The 16,863-nt window shown below is 71.6% G+C and carries 13 protein-coding genes; 6 read left to right on the plus strand and 7 right to left on the minus strand.

The window, feature by feature from the left end:
- Positions 1 to 5: 5 nt before the first annotated feature.
- Entirely contained in the window at positions 6 to 272 is a 267-nt protein-coding gene (locus tag AB0H52_RS02540) for a hypothetical protein (RefSeq protein ID WP_225854468.1), read from the plus strand.
- Between the two features lie 51 nt (positions 273 to 323).
- Here the strand turns inward: AB0H52_RS02540 and AB0H52_RS02545 are convergent, their stop codons facing one another.
- Complete coding sequence (locus AB0H52_RS02545; protein WP_357944755.1) at positions 324 to 2,855, minus strand: ABC transporter permease; 2,532 nt, start codon at positions 2,853 to 2,855, stop codon at positions 324 to 326.
- Complete coding sequence (locus tag AB0H52_RS02550; protein WP_357944758.1) at positions 2,852 to 3,610, minus strand: ABC transporter ATP-binding protein; 759 nt, start codon at positions 3,608 to 3,610, stop codon at positions 2,852 to 2,854. Before AB0H52_RS02550 ends, AB0H52_RS02545 begins: the two co-directional genes overlap by 4 nt.
- Positions 3,611 to 3,755: 145 nt before the next feature.
- On the opposite strand from AB0H52_RS02550, the gene AB0H52_RS02555 reads away from it, so the two are divergent.
- The 4 genes from AB0H52_RS02555 to sthA are packed head-to-tail and all read left to right on the plus strand — an operon-like array spanning position 3,756 to position 7,867.
- The gene (locus AB0H52_RS02555) at positions 3,756 to 4,946 is read left to right on the plus strand and encodes a histidine kinase (RefSeq protein WP_151489851.1); all 1,191 of its coding nucleotides are present in this window, start codon (positions 3,756 to 3,758) and stop codon (positions 4,944 to 4,946) included.
- Positions 4,943 to 5,581, plus strand: a complete 639-nt coding sequence (locus AB0H52_RS02560) for a response regulator transcription factor (RefSeq protein ID WP_151489850.1) — start codon at positions 4,943 to 4,945, stop codon at positions 5,579 to 5,581. Before AB0H52_RS02555 ends, AB0H52_RS02560 begins: the two co-directional genes overlap by 4 nt.
- 58 nt (positions 5,582 to 5,639) lie before the next feature.
- Positions 5,640 to 6,410: a fibronectin type III domain-containing protein gene (locus AB0H52_RS02565; RefSeq protein ID WP_192580260.1), complete on the plus strand. Its 771-nt coding sequence runs from the start codon at positions 5,640 to 5,642 to the stop codon at positions 6,408 to 6,410.
- A gap of 53 nt (positions 6,411 to 6,463) precedes the next feature.
- Positions 6,464 to 7,867 carry a Si-specific NAD(P)(+) transhydrogenase gene (sthA, locus tag AB0H52_RS02570; protein ID WP_151489848.1) on the plus strand — a complete coding sequence of 468 codons (1,404 nt, stop codon included), beginning with the start codon at positions 6,464 to 6,466 and terminating at the stop codon, positions 7,865 to 7,867.
- An 81-nt stretch (positions 7,868 to 7,948) separates the two neighbouring features.
- Here the strand turns inward: sthA and AB0H52_RS02575 are convergent, their stop codons facing one another.
- Positions 7,949 to 9,259: an endo-1,4-beta-xylanase gene (locus tag AB0H52_RS02575; protein WP_357944824.1), complete on the minus strand. Its 1,311-nt coding sequence runs from the start codon at positions 9,257 to 9,259 to the stop codon at positions 7,949 to 7,951.
- Positions 9,260 to 9,365: 106 nt separating this feature from the next.
- Positions 9,366 to 10,694 carry a PHB depolymerase family esterase gene (locus AB0H52_RS02580; protein ID WP_278122305.1) on the minus strand — a complete coding sequence of 443 codons (1,329 nt, stop codon included), beginning with the start codon at positions 10,692 to 10,694 and terminating at the stop codon, positions 9,366 to 9,368.
- A 314-nt stretch (positions 10,695 to 11,008) separates the two neighbouring features.
- On the opposite strand from AB0H52_RS02580, the gene manD reads away from it, so the two are divergent.
- Positions 11,009 to 12,217 (plus strand): D-mannonate dehydratase ManD, encoded by a 1,209-nt coding sequence (gene manD / locus AB0H52_RS02585; RefSeq protein WP_151493282.1) that lies wholly within the window; start codon positions 11,009 to 11,011, stop codon positions 12,215 to 12,217.
- A gap of 16 nt (positions 12,218 to 12,233) precedes the next feature.
- On the opposite strand, the gene AB0H52_RS02590 is transcribed toward manD, so the two are convergent.
- From AB0H52_RS02590 to AB0H52_RS02600, 3 genes are all read right to left on the minus strand, one after another.
- Positions 12,234 to 14,372 carry an alpha-glucuronidase gene (locus AB0H52_RS02590; protein ID WP_357944765.1) on the minus strand — a complete coding sequence of 713 codons (2,139 nt, stop codon included), beginning with the start codon at positions 14,370 to 14,372 and terminating at the stop codon, positions 12,234 to 12,236.
- A gap of 58 nt (positions 14,373 to 14,430) precedes the next feature.
- Complete coding sequence (locus AB0H52_RS02595; protein ID WP_151490404.1) at positions 14,431 to 15,123, minus strand: DUF624 domain-containing protein; 693 nt, start codon at positions 15,121 to 15,123, stop codon at positions 14,431 to 14,433.
- A gap of 82 nt (positions 15,124 to 15,205) precedes the next feature.
- Entirely contained in the window at positions 15,206 to 16,849 is a 1,644-nt protein-coding gene (locus AB0H52_RS02600; RefSeq protein WP_151490403.1) for an extracellular solute-binding protein, read from the minus strand.
- Positions 16,850 to 16,863: the final 14 nt, after the last annotated feature.

The following is a 16,863-nucleotide window of genomic DNA, read 5'->3' on the forward strand; positions in this document are numbered from 1 at the left end:
CATTCGTGGCGGCGAAGACATTGCGGCTGCGGCAGGCGCTCGGCTTCCACTCCCGCTACCAGCTCGGCGAGGCCGCGCCCTCCTGGCTCTGCGGTGGCAGCCTCACCCGGGGCCTCGGCCCGATCACCGAGGTCGGCTTCAACGCGATGAGCACCCGGCTGGGCAACGTCATGACCAACACGCAGACCCTCACGCTGCACCAGCGGCCGGCCGGCAGCAACACCCTCTTCGTGGCGTGGGAGACGCTGACCCACGCCAACAACCCCAACTGAACAGGCCACCGTGGGTCGGCGCCGTCCTCGACGCCGACCCACGGTGCGGGGTCAGCCGTCGAGCCCCAGCGCCACCACCGGGCTGACCCGGGACGCCCGCCGCGCCGGCAGCACCCCGGCCAGCGCGGTCGACGCGACAAGCGCCACGAACAGCCCGACCAGCGGCAGCACCGGCACGGTCAACGGTGCGTCGATCCCGAGCGTCTGGACCGCCAACCAGGCGTACGGGACGCCGAGGAGCAGACCGATGGTCGCACCGATCACCCCGTACAGGCCGGACTCGGCGGTCAGCATGGTGCGCAGGCCGGTCCGGGACAGGCCGATGGCGCGGAGCAGGCCGGACTCGCGTACCCGCTCCACGACCGAGAGCGCGGTGGTGGAGCCGACCCCGACGACCGCGATCAGCACGGTGAGACCGACCAGGCCGACCGCGATCCAGACCAGGGTGCTCAGCAGCGCGTCGTTGCGGTCGCGTTCGTCGGCGAGCACCGCGAGCCCCACCCCCTCGCTGCCGCCGATCGCCTGCCGCAGCGCGCGTACCCCGGCGGTGCGGCCGTCCTCGCCGGCATCGGCCGCGTCGGCCAGCAGACCGGTGTACGCCGCCGGCACGCCGAGCCGGTCGAGGTCGGCCGGGTCGACGAGGATGCCGGCGTGCAGCGGGCCGTCGCCGGGCAGCACCGCGGCCACCCGCACGTCGACCCTGCCCGTGGCGCGGGCGAGGGTGGCGGTGTCGCCGGCCCGCAGTCCGGTGTCCCGGGCCACCCAGCTGTTCAGCACGATCCGGCCGGGCCCACGGTCGGCCAGGCTGCCCTGGGCCACGTCCAGGTCACCGGTGGTCGGCAACGCCGCCACGTCGAGGTCGTTCGTCGGGTAACCGGACTCGACGTCACCGAGCCGGTCGGTGCCACGCAGCACCGTGACGTCGGCGACGCGCCGGTACGGCACCACCCGGTCGAGTGCCTGTGCCACCTCCGCGCCGGTCACCACCGCCGCCGGCAGCGTCCCGTCGCTGGTGGTGACCTCGAAGTCGGTCGGCGCCGAGAGCGCCATCTCACGGTCGGCGAGGACCCGCATCGACGCGCCCCCGATGACCACCCCGGAGATCAGGGTCACGCCCAGCGCGACCACGACGGACACCGCCGCGGCCCGACGAGGCGTCCCGCCGACCCCGCCGACCGCCAGCCGCCCGTGCGGGCCGAGCTGCCTCAACGGCCAGCCCAGGACGGCCAGCACCGGACGTACCAGCAGCGGCCCGAGGGCCACCAGCGCGAAGAACGCCAGCGCGCCGGACCCGACCAGCAGGAGCAGGGGCATCGTCGGGTCGTAGGACTCCTGCTCCGGCGTGGGCAGCTGGCGGATCGTCGCGACGGCGGCGAGCACCGCGCCCGCGGCCAGCAGCAGCCCGCACACCAGACGCGGGACGCCGACGCCGCGCCGGCCGGCGGTGGTGCTCGCCGTACGCAGCGCCTCCAGCGGGGAGACCCGCGCGGCGGAGAGCGCCGGGGCCAGCACGGCCAGGACGGTGATCATGACGGCGCCGGCCACCACCGCGACGGACGCGGTCAGCGGCAGGCCGGGCGACGAGACCGCCCGGCCGGAGGCCCGCAGCACCGCCGGCAGGGCGTACCCGAGGGCGAGTGCGCCGGCGACACCGACCACGCCGGCGACCAGCCCGGTCAGGGCTCCCTCGGCGGTCAACGCCCCCACCAGGGTGCCCCGCCCCGCGCCGACCGCCCGCAGCAGCGCGAGCTGCCGCATCCGCTGCGCGAAGACGATGCGGAAGGTCGAGGTGACCACCAGCGCCGCGGCGATGACCGCGATCGCGACGAACACGCCGACCAGGACGAACAGTCTCCCGACCTGCTCGGCGGCCGCGTTGGCCTCGGTCTGGCGCACCTCGGCGCCGGAGCGCACCGGCTGCGTGGCGCCGACCAGCGCGGTCACCGCCTCGCGGACGGACTCCGGCGACGTGCCGGGTGTCACCCGTACGTCGATGCGCTCCACGGTGGTCAGGTGCGCCCACGCCGTCACGACGTTGTCCGGGGCGTACGCGTCGGAGCCGCCGTCGGCGTCGGTCTCGACCACGCCGGTGACGGTGAGTTGGGTGGGCGCGGTCAGCTCGCCGCCCGTCCCGCTGGTCGCGGTGCCGACCGCGAGTCCGAGTCGTTCGGCGGTACGCGGGGTGATCGCGATCTCCCCGGGTCGCGTCGGATAGCTGCCCCGGATCACGCGGACCGTGGCCAGTGGGCCACTGCCCGGGTCGGCCTGCAGGTTGAGGTAACCCTCGCCGAGTAAGACCCCGATCTCCGACCGGCCGACCGCCTCGGCCACCCCGGTCAGGGCGCGGACGCGTGGCAGCTGCGCCGCGGTGGGTGACGGCTGCTCCGGGTCACCGATCACCAGGTCGGTGGCGGCCGGGGTGCCGCTGAGGTTGTCCCGCACGGTCCGTTCGGTGATCTCCTGCACGAGCACCGTGCCGAAGACGACGAACGCCGCGACCAGGATGGCCAGGCCGGTCAGGATCAGCCGGCCGGGGCGGCGGGCGGCGACGCTCACCTGGGTACGCAGCACGGTCGCCCTCATGCGCCGGCCGCCAGATCGCGCAGCGCGTCGGTCACGGAGCCCTGGTCCGGTTTGTCGATCTCGCCGGCCACCCGGCCGTCGGCGAGCAGCACCACCCGGTCGGCGTACGCGGCGGCGATCGGGTCGTGGGTGACCATGACGACGGTCTGGCCGAGGTCGCGGACCGAGTCGCGCAGGATGGTGAGCACCTCCGCCCCGGAGCGGGAGTCCAGGTTGCCGGTCGGCTCGTCGGCGAAGACCACCTCGGGACGCGACACCAGCGCCCGCGCCAGCGCCACCCGCTGCTGCTGGCCACCGGACAGCTCGCTGGGCCGGTGGCCCAGACGGTCACCGAGGCCCAGCACCCGCACCAGGTGCTCCAGCAGGTGACCGTCGGGCTCCCGGCCGGCGAGGTCCAGCGGCAGGGTGATGTTCTGCGCGGCCGTGAGCTGCGGCAGCAGGTTGAACGACTGGAAGACGAACCCGATCCGGTCGCGGCGTACCCGGGTCAGCGTCCGGTCCGACTGACCGGTGAGGTCCGTGCCGCCGAGCAGGACGCTACCGGAGGTGGCCGTGTCCAGGCCGGCGAGACAGTGCATGAGGGTCGACTTGCCGGACCCGGACGAGCCCATGATCGCGGTGAACTCGGCCCGGCCGAAGCCGACCGAGACCCCGTCCAGCGCACGGACCGCGGTGTCACCGCTGCCGTACACCTTCGCCAGGTCGACCGCGGCGACCGCCGCGTGGCTGGTTTGCGGCGGGGCGTGGGTTGTCATTGTTCCTCCAGTGGCTGCGATGTGACCCGGGAAGCGTCGCCGCCGTCAACCGGTGGGCACATCGGCCCGGGGCCGGGTATCGCCGCCGCCGGGTCTGCCTTTCGGCCGATCTACCGCTCCCGCCACCTGGCTACGCTGGGTCACCATGAGCGCGGCGGCTTTCTCGACATGGTGGGTACGGCTGGGCCAGCTCGCGGGCCTGGCGGCGCTGGGTCTGCTGGGCCTCTTCGACCTGCGCTTCGGCCTGTTCACCGGCATGAGCCCGACGTTCGCCCTGCTTCTGGTGGTGCGCACGGGGCTCGCGGTGGCGACCGTGCCGGTCTGGCTGCCCGTGCACCGGCAGGGGTCGCGGGCATTGCCCGTCGCGGCGCTCCTGCTCGGCACCGCCTCGCTGGCCGTCACCTTCGGTATCACGGTGCTCAGCTCGGGCAGAGGACTTCTGGTCGGCGGCAGCTGGGGGCTGGCCGAGTCCGCCGGGCTGTTGGCAGTCGTCTTCGTGGTGACCCGGCGGGGCGCGGCCCGACTGGCGCCGTGGGCGGCGGCGGTCACCGCGCTCGCCGCCGCCGCGATGCCGCTGCGCGCCGGCACCGACAACGTACTCGTGATCTTCGGGCTGCTCCAGGCGCTCGCGGCGGTCGGCGCCGCCGCGGTCGGCATCTACCTGCGCGTCGTCGCGGCCGGACGGGAGCGGGCGATCGCGCTGGTCCGGGCCGAGCAGCGCGCCGAGTTCGCCCGCGATCTGCACGACTTCATCGCCCACCACGTGACCGGCATCGTGGTGCAGGCGCAGGGCGCCCGGTTCGTCGCCGAGCAGGATCCGCAGCGGGTGATCGTCGCCCTGGAGCAGATCGAACGCGCCGGCGCGGAGACGATGGCCTCGATGCGACGGATGGTCGGTGTCCTGCGCAATCCGGACGCCCCGCTCGCCCCGCTGGCCGGCGTGGCCGACCTGGCGCCGCTGGTGCAGGGCCACAACGGCACGGCGACCGTACCGGCCCGGCTGCACGTCGACGGCCCGCTGGACGGGCTGCCGGTGGAGGTCTCCACGTCGGCGTACCGGGTGGTGATGGAGGGGCTGACCAACACCCGCCAGCACGCACCGGACGCCCGGTCGGTGCACGTCGCGGTGCGCCGTACCCCGGACTGGCTGCTGGTCCGGGTCGCCGACGACGGCACGTCCGGGCGCACCGCGCCGGCCCGGGGGCACGGCTTCGGTCTGATCGGCCTCACCGAGCGGGTACGCGCCCTCGGCGGCACGATCACCGCCGGGCCGGGCATCGCCGGCGGCTGGGTGCTCGACGCGGCGCTGCCGCTGCATCCGGCGGTGGCGCGGTGATCCGGGTGCTGCTCGCCGACGACCAGGCGATGGTCCGGACCGGCTTCGGCATGATCATCGGGGCGCAGTCGGACATGACGGTGGTCGGCGAGGCCGCGGACGGGGTCGCCGCCGTCGAGCTGGCCCGGCGTCTGCGACCGGACGTCGTGCTGCTGGACATCCGGATGCCCCGCCTCGACGGCCTCGAGGCGCTGCGGCTGCTCGCCGGGCCGGGCGTCGCCGACCCGGTCCGGGTGGTCGTGGTGACCACCTTCGACCTCGACGAGTACGTGCACACCGCACTGTCCAACGGCGCCTGCGGTTTCCTGCTCAAGGACTCCGGCCCGGCGCTGCTGGTGGAGGCGGTCCGCGCGGCCGTGTCCGGGGACGCGCTGATCAGCCCGTCCATCACGGTGCGGCTGCTGGAGCATCTCAGCTCGCCGACACCCGCGTACGACGACGCCGGGCTCTCACCACGGGAACTCGACGTCGTGAAGCTCGTCGCCCGGGGCCTGACCAACGCCGAGATCGCCGCCCGGCTCTTCATCGCGGTCGGCACGGTCAAGACCCATCTGGCCAGCGTGCAGATGAAGCTCCCGGCCCGGAACCGGGTGGAGATCGCCGCCTGGGCCTGGGAACGCCGCCTCGTCGCCTAGGTCCCTCGCGGCGACCGCGTCCGGGCGGATGGGGCTGGGTGCGGCGCCTTCGGAGTTGATGCCGGGCCGCGCTGCACGCCGACATGGAGGTCTGCGGTCGCCGGTCGCCGCGCTGCTCGCGGCCGCCCTGGTCGCGGTGGGCGCGACCCCGGCGTACGCCGCCGACGACACCGAGCGCCCCACCACCCCCGGCCCGATCACGGTCGTCGCCGTCGACACGACCTGGGTCGAGCTGACCTGGGCAGCCTCGACCGACAACGTGGGGGTGGTCCGCTATCCGGTCTCCGCGCGGTTCGAGGACTCCGGCGCCATGTACTCGACCGACACCACCAGCATCCGGATCACCGGGCTGCGGCCGTCCCGCACGTACACGTTCAGCGTCTCGGCGGTGGACGCGGCCGGCAACAGCTCCCTGTCGAACCCGACGCTGCGGCTGACCATGCCACCGGGCGACGACCAGTCGCCGAGCGCGCCGGGCCAACCGATGGCGTACGACGTGGCCGCCACCCTGGTGTGGCTGCGGTGGGCCCCCTCGGTCGAGAACGTCGCGCTCGACCGGTACGAGGTGTTCCGGGTCAACGCCGACGGCACCCTCACCCGGGTCAGCGAGGTGTACCAGTACCCGCCGGGGCGCAACAGCACCCAGATCAGCGGGTTGACCCCCACCACCACGTACACCTTCGTGGTGCAGGCCCGCGACGAGGTCGGCCACCTGTCACCCCTGTCCGAACCGGTCACCGTGACCACGCTGCCGCCGCCACCGAGCTGCGCGGTCCGGTCCGTCGTGCGGCAGTGGTCGGACGGCGCCTGCGTGGCGGCGGACGAATAACGCTCGCGTCCCAGCTCTGGCGCACACCGCGACATCTTGCGACGCTAACGCTCGTGTATGACTACGACCTGGTGGTGCTGGGCTCCGGACCCAGCGGTCAGAAGGCGGCGATCGCCGCCGCCAAACTGGGCAGGCGGGTCGGCATCGTGGACCGCCGCGACATGATCGGTGGGGTGTGCATCAACACCGGCACCGTCCCGTCCAAGACGCTGCGCGAGGCCGTGCTCTACCTGACCGGCCTGAGCCAGCGCGACCTGTACGGCAGCAGCTACCGGGTCAAGGAGGAGATCACGGTCAGCGACCTGGCCGCCCGGACCCAGCACGTGATCACCCGGCAGACCGACGTCATCCGCAACCAGCTCGCCCGCAACCGGGTCGCGATGATCACCGGTACGGGCCGGTTCGCCGACGCGCACACCATCTGGGTCGACGGCGGCTCCGGCCGCGAGTCCCGGGTGACCTTCGACAAAATCATCATCGCGGCCGGCACCCGCCCGGCCCGCCCGGACAGCGTCGACTTCGACGACCGCACGATCGTCGACTCCGACGGCGTCATCAACCTGCAGGCCGTACCTCGCAGCATGGTGGTGGTCGGCGCCGGCGTGATCGGCATGGAGTACGCGTCGATGTTCGCGGCCCTCGGCACGAAGGTGACGGTCGTGGAACGCCGCGACCGGATGCTCGACTTCTGCGACGACGAGGTCGTCGAGTCACTCAAGTACCACCTGCGCGACCTGTCCGTGGCGTTCCGCTTCGGCGAGGAGGTCGCCGCGGTGGAGAAACACCAGACGGCGGCGTTGTGCATCCTCAAGAGCGGCAAGAAGATCGTCGCGGACACCGTCATGTACTCGGCCGGCCGGCAGGGCCAGACCGACGATCTGGCGCTGGAGGCGGCCGGGTTGGAGGCGGACCGGCGGGGCCGGATCACGGTCGACGCCAACTACCGCACCTCGGTGGACAACATCTACGCCGTCGGTGACGTGATCGGCTTCCCGGCGCTCGCGTCCACCTCGATGGAGCAGGGCCGGCTGGCCGCGCAGCACGCCTGCGGCGAACCGATCCGCGAGATGCACGGCCTGCAACCCATCGGCATCTACACGATCCCGGAGATCAGCTTCGTCGGGCAGACCGAGGCGCAGCTCACCGAAGCGTCGACGCCGTTCGAGGTGGGCATCGCCCGCTACCGGGAGCTGGCCCGGGGCCAGATCGTGGGTGACTCGTACGGCATGCTGAAGCTGCTCGTCTCCCCCGACGACGGCCGGCTGCTCGGGGTGCACGTGTTCGGCACCGCCGCCACCGAGATCGTCCACATTGGGCAAGCCGTCATCGGCTGCGGCGGCACGATCGACTACCTGGTCGACGCGGTGTTCAACTATCCGACACTCGCCGAGGCCTACAAGGTGGCCGCCCTGGACGCGTCCAACAAGATCCGCAACATCACCCGCATCGACGGTTAGCCCAGAGGTAGCGCCCCGACAGGGGAAGGGCCGGCCGGTGCGAAGGGTTCGGGCCACCCTCCGCACCGGCCGGGGTCTGCGTCAGCGTGCCGCGCAGGTGGGGCTCAGGCTGCCGGCGGTGCCGTTGGCCTGGAACCCGAACTCGGTGGACTGCCCGGCGCCGACCTGGCCGTTGTAGGCCACGTTCGTCCAGTTCGTCGTGCCGGTGTTACCGCTGCGGTCGGCACTCCAAGCGTTGGTGACCGTCGCCCCGGACGGCAACGCGATCGTCACCGTCCAGCCGTTGAGGGCCGACGAGCCGGCCGTCACCCGTACGTTCGCCACGAAGCCGCCCGTCCACTGGTTCACCGTCACCGTCGCGGTGCAGGCACCCGTACCCGGGGGCGGGGTCGTGGGCGGCGGGTCGGTCGGCGGCGGGGTGGTGGTCGGCGGCGGGGTCGTGGGCGGGGTGGTGCCGTTGTTCAACGCGGCGAGGACCGCGTCGTACGCCGGCTTCTTCGAGCCGTTGCTGTTGAACAGCAGCGGGGTCTGCGAGGCCCGCCACGAGTCGCTGTCCCGGATCCCCCACACCGTGATCCCGTTGCAGCGGGCCACCGCGAGGCAGTCCTCCACCACGCTGCGGTAGGTGTTCGCCGGAGCGCCCTGGATGTCCAACTCGGTGATCTGCACGTCCACGCCGAGCGCCGCGAAGCTCGACAGCGTGGTGCGGTAGTTGCTGACGTACGGCGAGTCGTTGTTGAAGTGCGACTGGAAGCCGACGCAGTCGATCGGCACGCCACGGGCCTTGAAGTCCCGCACCATGTTGTAGACGCCCTGCGTCTTGGCCCAGGTCCAGTTGTCGGTGTTGTAGTCGTTGTAACAGAGCTTCGCGCCCGGGTCGGCGGCGCGGGCGGCGCGGAACGCGGCCTCGATCCAGTCGTTGCCGGTGCGCTGCAGGTTCGAGTCCCGGCGGCCACCGGAGTTGCCGTCGGCGAACGCCTCGTTCACCACATCCCAGGAATAGATCTGTCCCCGGTAGTGGCTCACTACCTGCGTCACATGGTTGAGCATCGCGGTGCGCAGCGCGGTGCCCTCCATGCCCTGCATCCACCCCGGCTGCTGGCCGTGCCAGGCCAGGGTGTGGCCGCGTACCTGCATGCCGTGGGTACGCGCGTGGTTGACGATCGGGTCCGCCTGGCTGTAGCGGAACTGGCCCTGCTGCGGCTCGGTCGCGTCGATCTTCATCTCGTTCTCGGCCGTCACCATGGTGAACTCGCGGTTCAAAATCGTGGTGTACGCGCTGTCCGAGAGCTTGTTCGCGGCCACCGCCGTACCGAAGTAACGGCCCTTCTCGGCCGCGGACGCGCCCAGCGTGGTGCCGGCGGAGGCGGGCGTCACCAGGACCATCGCCATACCGGCGGCGAGCGCGCCGGCCCCGGTCAGCGCGAGGGCGGCTCTCGATGCCGCCCTCCATGTCGTGTTTCTCATCGTGCGACTCCGTTCTGGGTGGTGGCGGTGGTCAGGAGACCGCGCAGGTGGCCCCGTTGAGGGCGAACGACGAGGGTTTGCCGGTGCCGCCCTGGTGGGTGGCCTGGAACCCGATGTCGACAGACGCGTTCGGGGCGAGGGTGGCGTTGTAGGAGACGTTGCGGGCGGTCACCGCTCCGCTCGTCGGGGAGTAGGTGGCGTTCCAGCCGCTGGTGATGATCTGGCCGCCGGGCAGCGTGAAGGTCAGCGCCCATCCGTTCACGGCGGCGGTACCGGTGTTGGTGATGGTCACGCTCGCGGTCAGACCGTTGTTCCAGGCGTTGACCGTGTAGCCGACCCGGCAGGCACCCGCACCGGGCGGCGGAGTGGTCGGCGGTGGGGTCGTCGGGGGCGGCGTGGTGGGTGGCGGAGTCGTGGGTGGTGGCGTCGTCGGCGGTGGAACGGTGCCGTCCAGGCCGAAGAAGCGGATCACCTGTGCGGCGTCGACCGGCAGGTTGTGCGAGACACCCTGCATGCTGATCGCCTCGACCGGGGCCGTCGGGCCGCTGCTGCCGTACCGGGTGCGGGTGTAGCCGGACTGCGGCGAGTCGGTGTACGTCGGGGTCTGGCTCAACCCGTGCACGTTGGTCCACTGCTTGACCTGCTCGCCGAAGTTCGGGTAGCGCAGCGTCTCGTCGTTGGTGCCGTGCCAGATCTGCATCCGTGGCCGCTGCCCGGTGTAGCCGGGGTACGCCCCACGGACCAGGTCACCCCACTGCTGGGCGGTCCTGATGAGCTGCCCGTTGGCGCACTCGCTGTTCCACTCCGAGCTGCCCCCGGTGGCGAAACAGCCGAACGGCACTCCGGCGAAGGAGGCGCCCGCGGCGAACACGTCCGGGTAGTCACCCAGCATGACGTTCGTCATCATCGCCCCGGACGACGTGCCGGTGGCGAAGATCCGCGCCGGGTCGGCGGCGTAGCGCTGCCGCACGTAGTCGACCATCGCCATGAGCCCGACCGGGTCGCTGCCCCCGCCGCGGCGCAGGGCCTGCGGTGAGGCCACGTCCCAGCACTTGCTGCTGCGGGTCACCGATGGGTAGATGACGATGAACCCGTACCGGTCCGCGAGCGACGCGTACTGGGTGCCCGAGTGGAACGCCGGCCCCGACCCGGTGCAGTAGTGCAGCGCGAGCAGGATCGCCGGCCGGGACGCCACGCGGTCCGGGACGTACAGGTGCATCTGGAGGTTGGTGGGATTGGTGCCGAAGCCGGTCACCTGCGTCAGCGTCGCCGCCGACGCCGGTGTGGCGAACGTGAGCGCGGCGGCGGCCAGCGTGAGGGCAGCCATGACGGCGCCGAGCAGCCTTGTCTTGATTGTCATCCTTCGCGATCCCTCGGAAAATGGCGCATGGAAGGGGAGTAAGTCGAGGACTGCCCTTCGCCCGACCCTGACCGCGGCTCGCGTGACCACGTCAGCTTCAATCGAGCACACTCGATTGTCAATACTTCCGGAAACCTTTCGCCGTCCGGGATCGGGCCTCCACCTGCACACCCGGACGGAGCTGCGGGAGGGATCGCCGGGCCTTGATCGCGGGCTATTATCGGGACGTTCTCGAAACCTGTCGGGCCTCCCGCATCCCTCGCGCCACCCCCCTACGAGCCTCCACAGAGACCCGTGGGCACGAAGGAGATCGAGTGAAGATCGTCGACGCCCGGGTCATCGTGACCTGTCCGGGCCGCAACTTCGTCACCCTCAAGATCGTCACCGATGAGGGGGTCACCGGCGTCGGAGACGCCACCCTCAACGGCCGGGAGCTGGCCGTCGCGTCGTACCTGCGCGACCACGTGGCGCCGCTGCTGATCGGCCGGGATCCGGCGCGGATCGAGGACACCTGGCAGTACCTGTACCAGGGGGCGTACTGGCGGCGCGGTCCGGTCACGATGAGCGCGATCGCCGCCGTGGACACCGCGCTGTGGGACATCAAGGGCAAGGTCGCCGGCCTGCCGGTCTACCAGCTGCTCGGCGGCCGGTCCCGCGAGGGCGTCACCGTGTACGGCCACGCCAACGGCGAGACCGTCGAGGAGGTGCTGGTGGAGGTCGCCCGCTACGTCGACCTCGGCTACCGGGCCGTACGGGTGCAGTGCGGCGTGCCCGGCCTCCCCAAGACGTACGGGGTCAGCGCCGACAAGCTCTTCTACGAGCCGGCCGACGCCGCGCTGCCCAGCGAGGCCACCTGGTCGACGCAGCGCTACCTGTCGCACGTGCCGACGGTGTTCGCCCGCGTCCGCGACGAGTTCGGCCCCACCCTGCGGCTGCTGCACGACGTGCACCACCGGCTCACGCCGATCGAGGCGGCTCGGCTCGGTCGCAGCCTGGAGCCGTACGCGCTGACCTGGATGGAGGATCCGGTCCCCGCCGACCTGCAGGAGGGCTTCCGGCTGATCCGGCAGCACACCACCACCCCGGTCGCCGTCGGCGAGGTCTTCAACACCGTCTTCGACGCCGCCCAGCTCATCCGCGAGCAGCTCATCGACTACATCCGCGCCACGGTGGTGCACGCCGGCGGGATCACCCACCTGCGCCGCATCTTCGACCTCGCCGCCCTGCACCACGTCCGCAGCGGCTCGCACGGGGCCACCGACCTCTCCCCCGTCTGCATGGCCGCCGCGCTGCAGCTCGACATCTCGATCCCCAACTTCGGCCTGCAGGAATACATGCGGCACACCGAGCAGACCGACGACGTCTTCCCGCACGGCTACCACTACGCCGACGGGTACCTGCATCCCGCCGAAGCCCCCGGTCTCGGCGTGGACATCGACGAGGAGGCCGCCGCACGGTACCCGTACGCGCCGGCGTACCTGCCGGTGAACAGGTTGGAGGACGGCACCGTGCACCCGTGGTGAGCGCGGGCCGGCCGGGTCAGTAGATGCGTCGCCCCCGCGCGTCCGGCACGCCGGACTTGCGGAGGAAGTACGTGTTGATCTGGTCCCGCCATTCGGTGGCGCAGCGCACCTGCTCGTCGAGACGGTCGGCCACCCGTTCGTACACCGCGGGGTCGATCATCCCGTTGAGCGTCCGCCACCGCCGCCGCATCGCCTCCACCTCCTCCACGCCCGCGAAGTGGGTGTCGTAGATGTGCTGGATGACGGTCGACCCGTCGTGCAGGACGTGGGAGTACGGCACGTGGTGGAAGAAGAGCAGCAGCTCGTCGGGGCACGTCCGCGGCGACTCGTACACCTGCGCCCAGTACGGCGGGTACTGCCCCGCGAAACCGGTGCCCGACGCGCGACTGCGGTCCACGCCGACGCCGTCCCGGTCGGCGAAGTGGTAGGTGCCCCACCGCGAGTACTCGTACCCGTCCACGTCGGGGCCGTAGTGGTCGCCGGGGTGGACCATGAAGCCGACACCCAGCGGCGCGGTGTACCGCTCGTAGGTGCGCCAGGAGTCGTCCATGATCTCGTGCAGCGTCCGCCCCACCAGCTCCGGATCGGCGGTCGCCGACGGCGGGAAGGTCAGCGCGATCCACTCGTCGAGGACCGCCGTCGGATCCAGGGCGGGGTCCCAGGCAAGCCGGCCGAACGTGTACAGGTTGGCCTGCGCCAACGGGTGCCCGGTCCAGAACGGGTCGTCACCGGTGTTGGCGACGGCGACGAGGCCACCGCCCGCCCCCGCCTCCCCGGTGGCCACGTCGGCGATCGTCCGTCCGCCCGGACCCCAGGGCGCGAAGCGCAGCACCTCGCCCCACCACGGCCCGAGGTGGCAGACGTGCCGCTGCTGGCCCGTGTACTCCTGGGTGACCTGCAATTCCACCGCCAGCCGGGTCGCCGGCATCGCGGCGAGCACCGGCGAGACCGGCTCGCGCGCCTGGAAGTCCACCGGACCGAACTTCACCTGGAGGATCACGTTGGTGCGGAACCGTCCGTCGAGGGGGGTGAAATGGTCGTACGCGGCCCGGGCCCGGTCGGTGGAGCGGTCCCGCCAGTCCTGGTGATGGTTGTAGACGAACGCCCGCCAGTGCACCACTCCCCCGTGCGGTGCGAGGGCCTCGGCGAGCAGGTTCGCACCGTCGGCGTGGTCGCGCCCGTACGTGAACGGGCCGGGCTGCCCCTCCGAGTCGGCCTTCACCACGTAGCCGCCGAAGTCGCTGATCCGCTCGTACACGCGTCGGGTGGTGGCGGCCCACCAGTCCCGTACCGACTCGTCGAGCGGGTCCGCCGTCGACAGCCCGCCGAGGACGACCGGCGCGGCGAAGCTGACCGACAGGTGCACCCGGATGCCGTACGGGCGCAGGACGTCCGCGATCTCGGCCACGTCGCCGAGCCGCTCGGTGAGCAGCGACGCCTCGGTACGCGCGACGTTGACGTTGTTCACCGAGATCGCGTTGACGCCGCTGGCCGCCAGCAGCCGGCCGTACTCCCGCACCCGGGCCAGGTCGCCGCGCGGACGGCCGTCGCGCCAGAAGATCGAGCCGCCCGCGTACCCCCGTTCGACCTGGCCCATCACCGGGTGCACGGCCACGTTGTCCCAGTGGTTCAGCATCCGGCGGCGCAGCGCGGGCCGGTGCAGCTCCGGCGGGCGGTTCGGGTCGAAGGCCGCCGCGCAGAGCCGGACGAGGTGGAACAGCCCGTACAGCAGGCCGGCGGGCGCGTCGGCCAGCACGACGGTCACCTGACCGGCCCGGGCCAACAGGAATCCCTCGTCGCCGAGCGTCGCACCGCCGCCGATCTCGACCAGCGCCGCCTCGCCCGCCGACCGTGCCGCCTGCACGGCCACGCTGGGCAGCTCGTCGGCGCCGCGCAGGGCGAGCACCAGATCGACGTCGACGTCCCACGACGGCGAGTGCCACACCCGGCCGCCGTAGCGCGCGCAGGCGCCCGCCACCTCGTCGAGGACGGTGTCGACGAGCAGCCCGTCACCGTGCACGAGGACACGGCGCGCACCGAGGGACCGGAACGCCTCCGGCGGCAGCCAGGCGGCGTGCACGCGCAACTCCTCGGCGCTCAGCGGCTCTGCCACAAACACCGGCTCCTCCACTCCCACCGACTCGTCCTTGCTCACCTGTCCTCCCGCACCACCACGACGCCGTACGCCGGCAGCCGCGGCGCCGTCCCGTCCATCACGTGAACTCCTTCCGGATCAGGTGGATCATCGGGTCGCCGACGCGCAGGAGTGCCAGGACCGCGATCGAGGCGACCAGCGCCAGGACCGCCTCGGAGAGGACCGCCGTGATCCCGGCCGCCGCGCCGAGCAGCAGGGCGTTGCCGACGGTGACTCCGGGCGCACGCACCAGGAAGTGCACGGCCAGGCGGAGGACGTCGCGGGTGCGGAAGTCGAACAGCGCGGTGATCACCAGGGCGTTGGCCGCGCAGAGCGTCACCCCCACCGCGATCAGGACCAGCGGTACGACCCACCAACCCGCGAGGCCGACCGTGTCCCGGTACGCGAGGTTCACCGCGAGCACGCTCAGCCACAGCACCGTCGGCACCCAGACGCGCAGCGCACCCGCGACATTGATCCGGTAGCCGCGCCAGAACAGGGCGGCGGGCCGCAGGTCGGTCAGGTCGGGTCGCTGGTGGCGCAGGGCGTACAGGGCGGCGGAGACCGCCGGGCCGACCGGCACCAGCAACAGCGCGGCCAACGGCAGGTTGCTGGGGTCACGGCCGAGCAGCAGCAGCGGAAGCAGGCCGGGCAGGGTGGTGAGCAGGAGCAGCGCCTCGACCACGAGCAGGATGTAGACGCGGGACGCGATCCGGGACAGTGGCCCGTCGCCGAACTGCCGCCCGGTGGGTGCGGTGCTGATGCGCGTCATCTCGTCCTCTCCGATGCGGCTGCGCCGGCTGACGGTGGTCGGCCGGTCCGGTCGCGGCGTGCGCCACCGGACCGGCCGGCGGTCAGCCGTGGTCCTTCTGGTAGCGGTCGTGGGCCTTGTTGACCATGTCCAGGTAGGAGTCCATGTTCTTGCTCCTCAGCTCGGCCACGTACGCGTCCCACTGGGCGAAGTCGCGCTGGCCGAGCGCGAACTGCAGGGTCGCCTGGTAGACGTGGTCACGCAGCGGCGTCTCCCACAACGACGCCTGCTCGCGCTCCTCGTCGGTCAACGGGTGCGGCGGAGGCACCGCGGTCGGCGGACGGGCGTTGAGCACCTTCTGGAACTCCTGCTCCTCGGCGGAGAAGAAACCCTGCACCAGTTCCGGCTTGCCGCCGTAGGCGAAGACACCGTTGTAGAAGCCGAAGTCCTTCTGCAGGTGCTTGGGCGCCTTCGGGTTGAGGCCGATGACGTTGACGTCGGGTGCCAGCTTCGGCATGCCGGCGGCGTCCCGGACGAACGTCTTCCCCTCCACGCCCCACTTGGCGAACTCCTGGCCGGCGTCGGAATACCAGAGCCAGTCGATGAACTGCATCATCGCCACGAAGTTCTTGCTGTCGCGGGCCTTCGCGGAGATCATCACCCCGTTCTCCAACCGGCTGGCCGGATTGATCTCGCCGGCCGGCCCGACCGGCAGCGGGATCTTGCTGATCTTCGCCGTGGGGTTGGTCTTGGCCAGGTCCGGCCGGTAGTCGTTGACAACGGCCTGCGCGTTGGCGCTGATCACGAACGACTTGCCGTTGGCGAGCTTCTGCCGGGCCTGGTCGTCGGTCTGGGTGAAGCTCTCCGGGTCGAGCAGCTTCTCGGACACCAGCTTGTTGAGGTACTGGAGCATCTGCTTGTACTGCTCGGTGGCGCCGGTGTACACGAACTTCTTGGCGGTGGCGTCCCAGGAGGTGTGCTGGAAGTTCCAGCCCGCGCCCTGCAACCCGTACGACACGGCCAGGATGTTGAGCAGGTTGCCGGCCGGGTTGGGCTTGCTCCAACGGTCGGAGAACGGAAACACGTCCGGGTATCTGGCCTTCATCGCCTTGAGCACCGTGTACAGCTCGTCCCAGGTCTTCGGGGCCGTCAGGTTCAGCTCGTCGAGGATGTCGGTCCGGATCGCCAGCGAGTAGTCCTGCCAGGGCTTCTCGTGCACGCCCGGCAGGATGTAGAACTTGCCGTCCTCCTGGCGCCGCCCGTCGATCTCGGGCTTGAGGTTCCACCGCGAGATCTTGTCCTGAAGGTTCGGCATCAGGTCCAGGTAGTCGCTGACCGGCAGGATCGCCCCGGAGGAGACGTACGCGTCCTCCTGGCTGGGGTACGTCTTCGGGATGATCATCGGAGCGTCGCCCGCACCGATCAACAGGCTGCGCTTCTGTTCGTAGTCGCTCAGCGGCACGGCCACCGGGGTGAGCGTGACGTTGGCCCGCGCCTTCAGCTCCGACCAGAAGAGCCAGTCGTCGCGCAGCGGGTAGTTCGGGTGGTTGTTGTAGAGGATCGAGAAGGAGACCGGCTCGCTCGCCGTGAACTGCTTGCCGATGCCGTAGTCGGACATCGCACCGGCCCGGTTCTCCGACAGGTCCTTGGCGTCGGACGGGTCCTCGCTACAGGCGGCGACGCTGGTGGCCGCGAGCAGAGCGGCTACTGCCGCTGTCGCGGCACGGCGCCACGATCGGTGGAGCATGGCGTTCCTTTCGG

It is taken from the genome of Micromonospora sp. NPDC050695, assembly GCF_040654415.1.
Taxonomy (GTDB): Bacteria; Actinomycetota; Actinomycetes; order Mycobacteriales; family Micromonosporaceae; genus Micromonospora.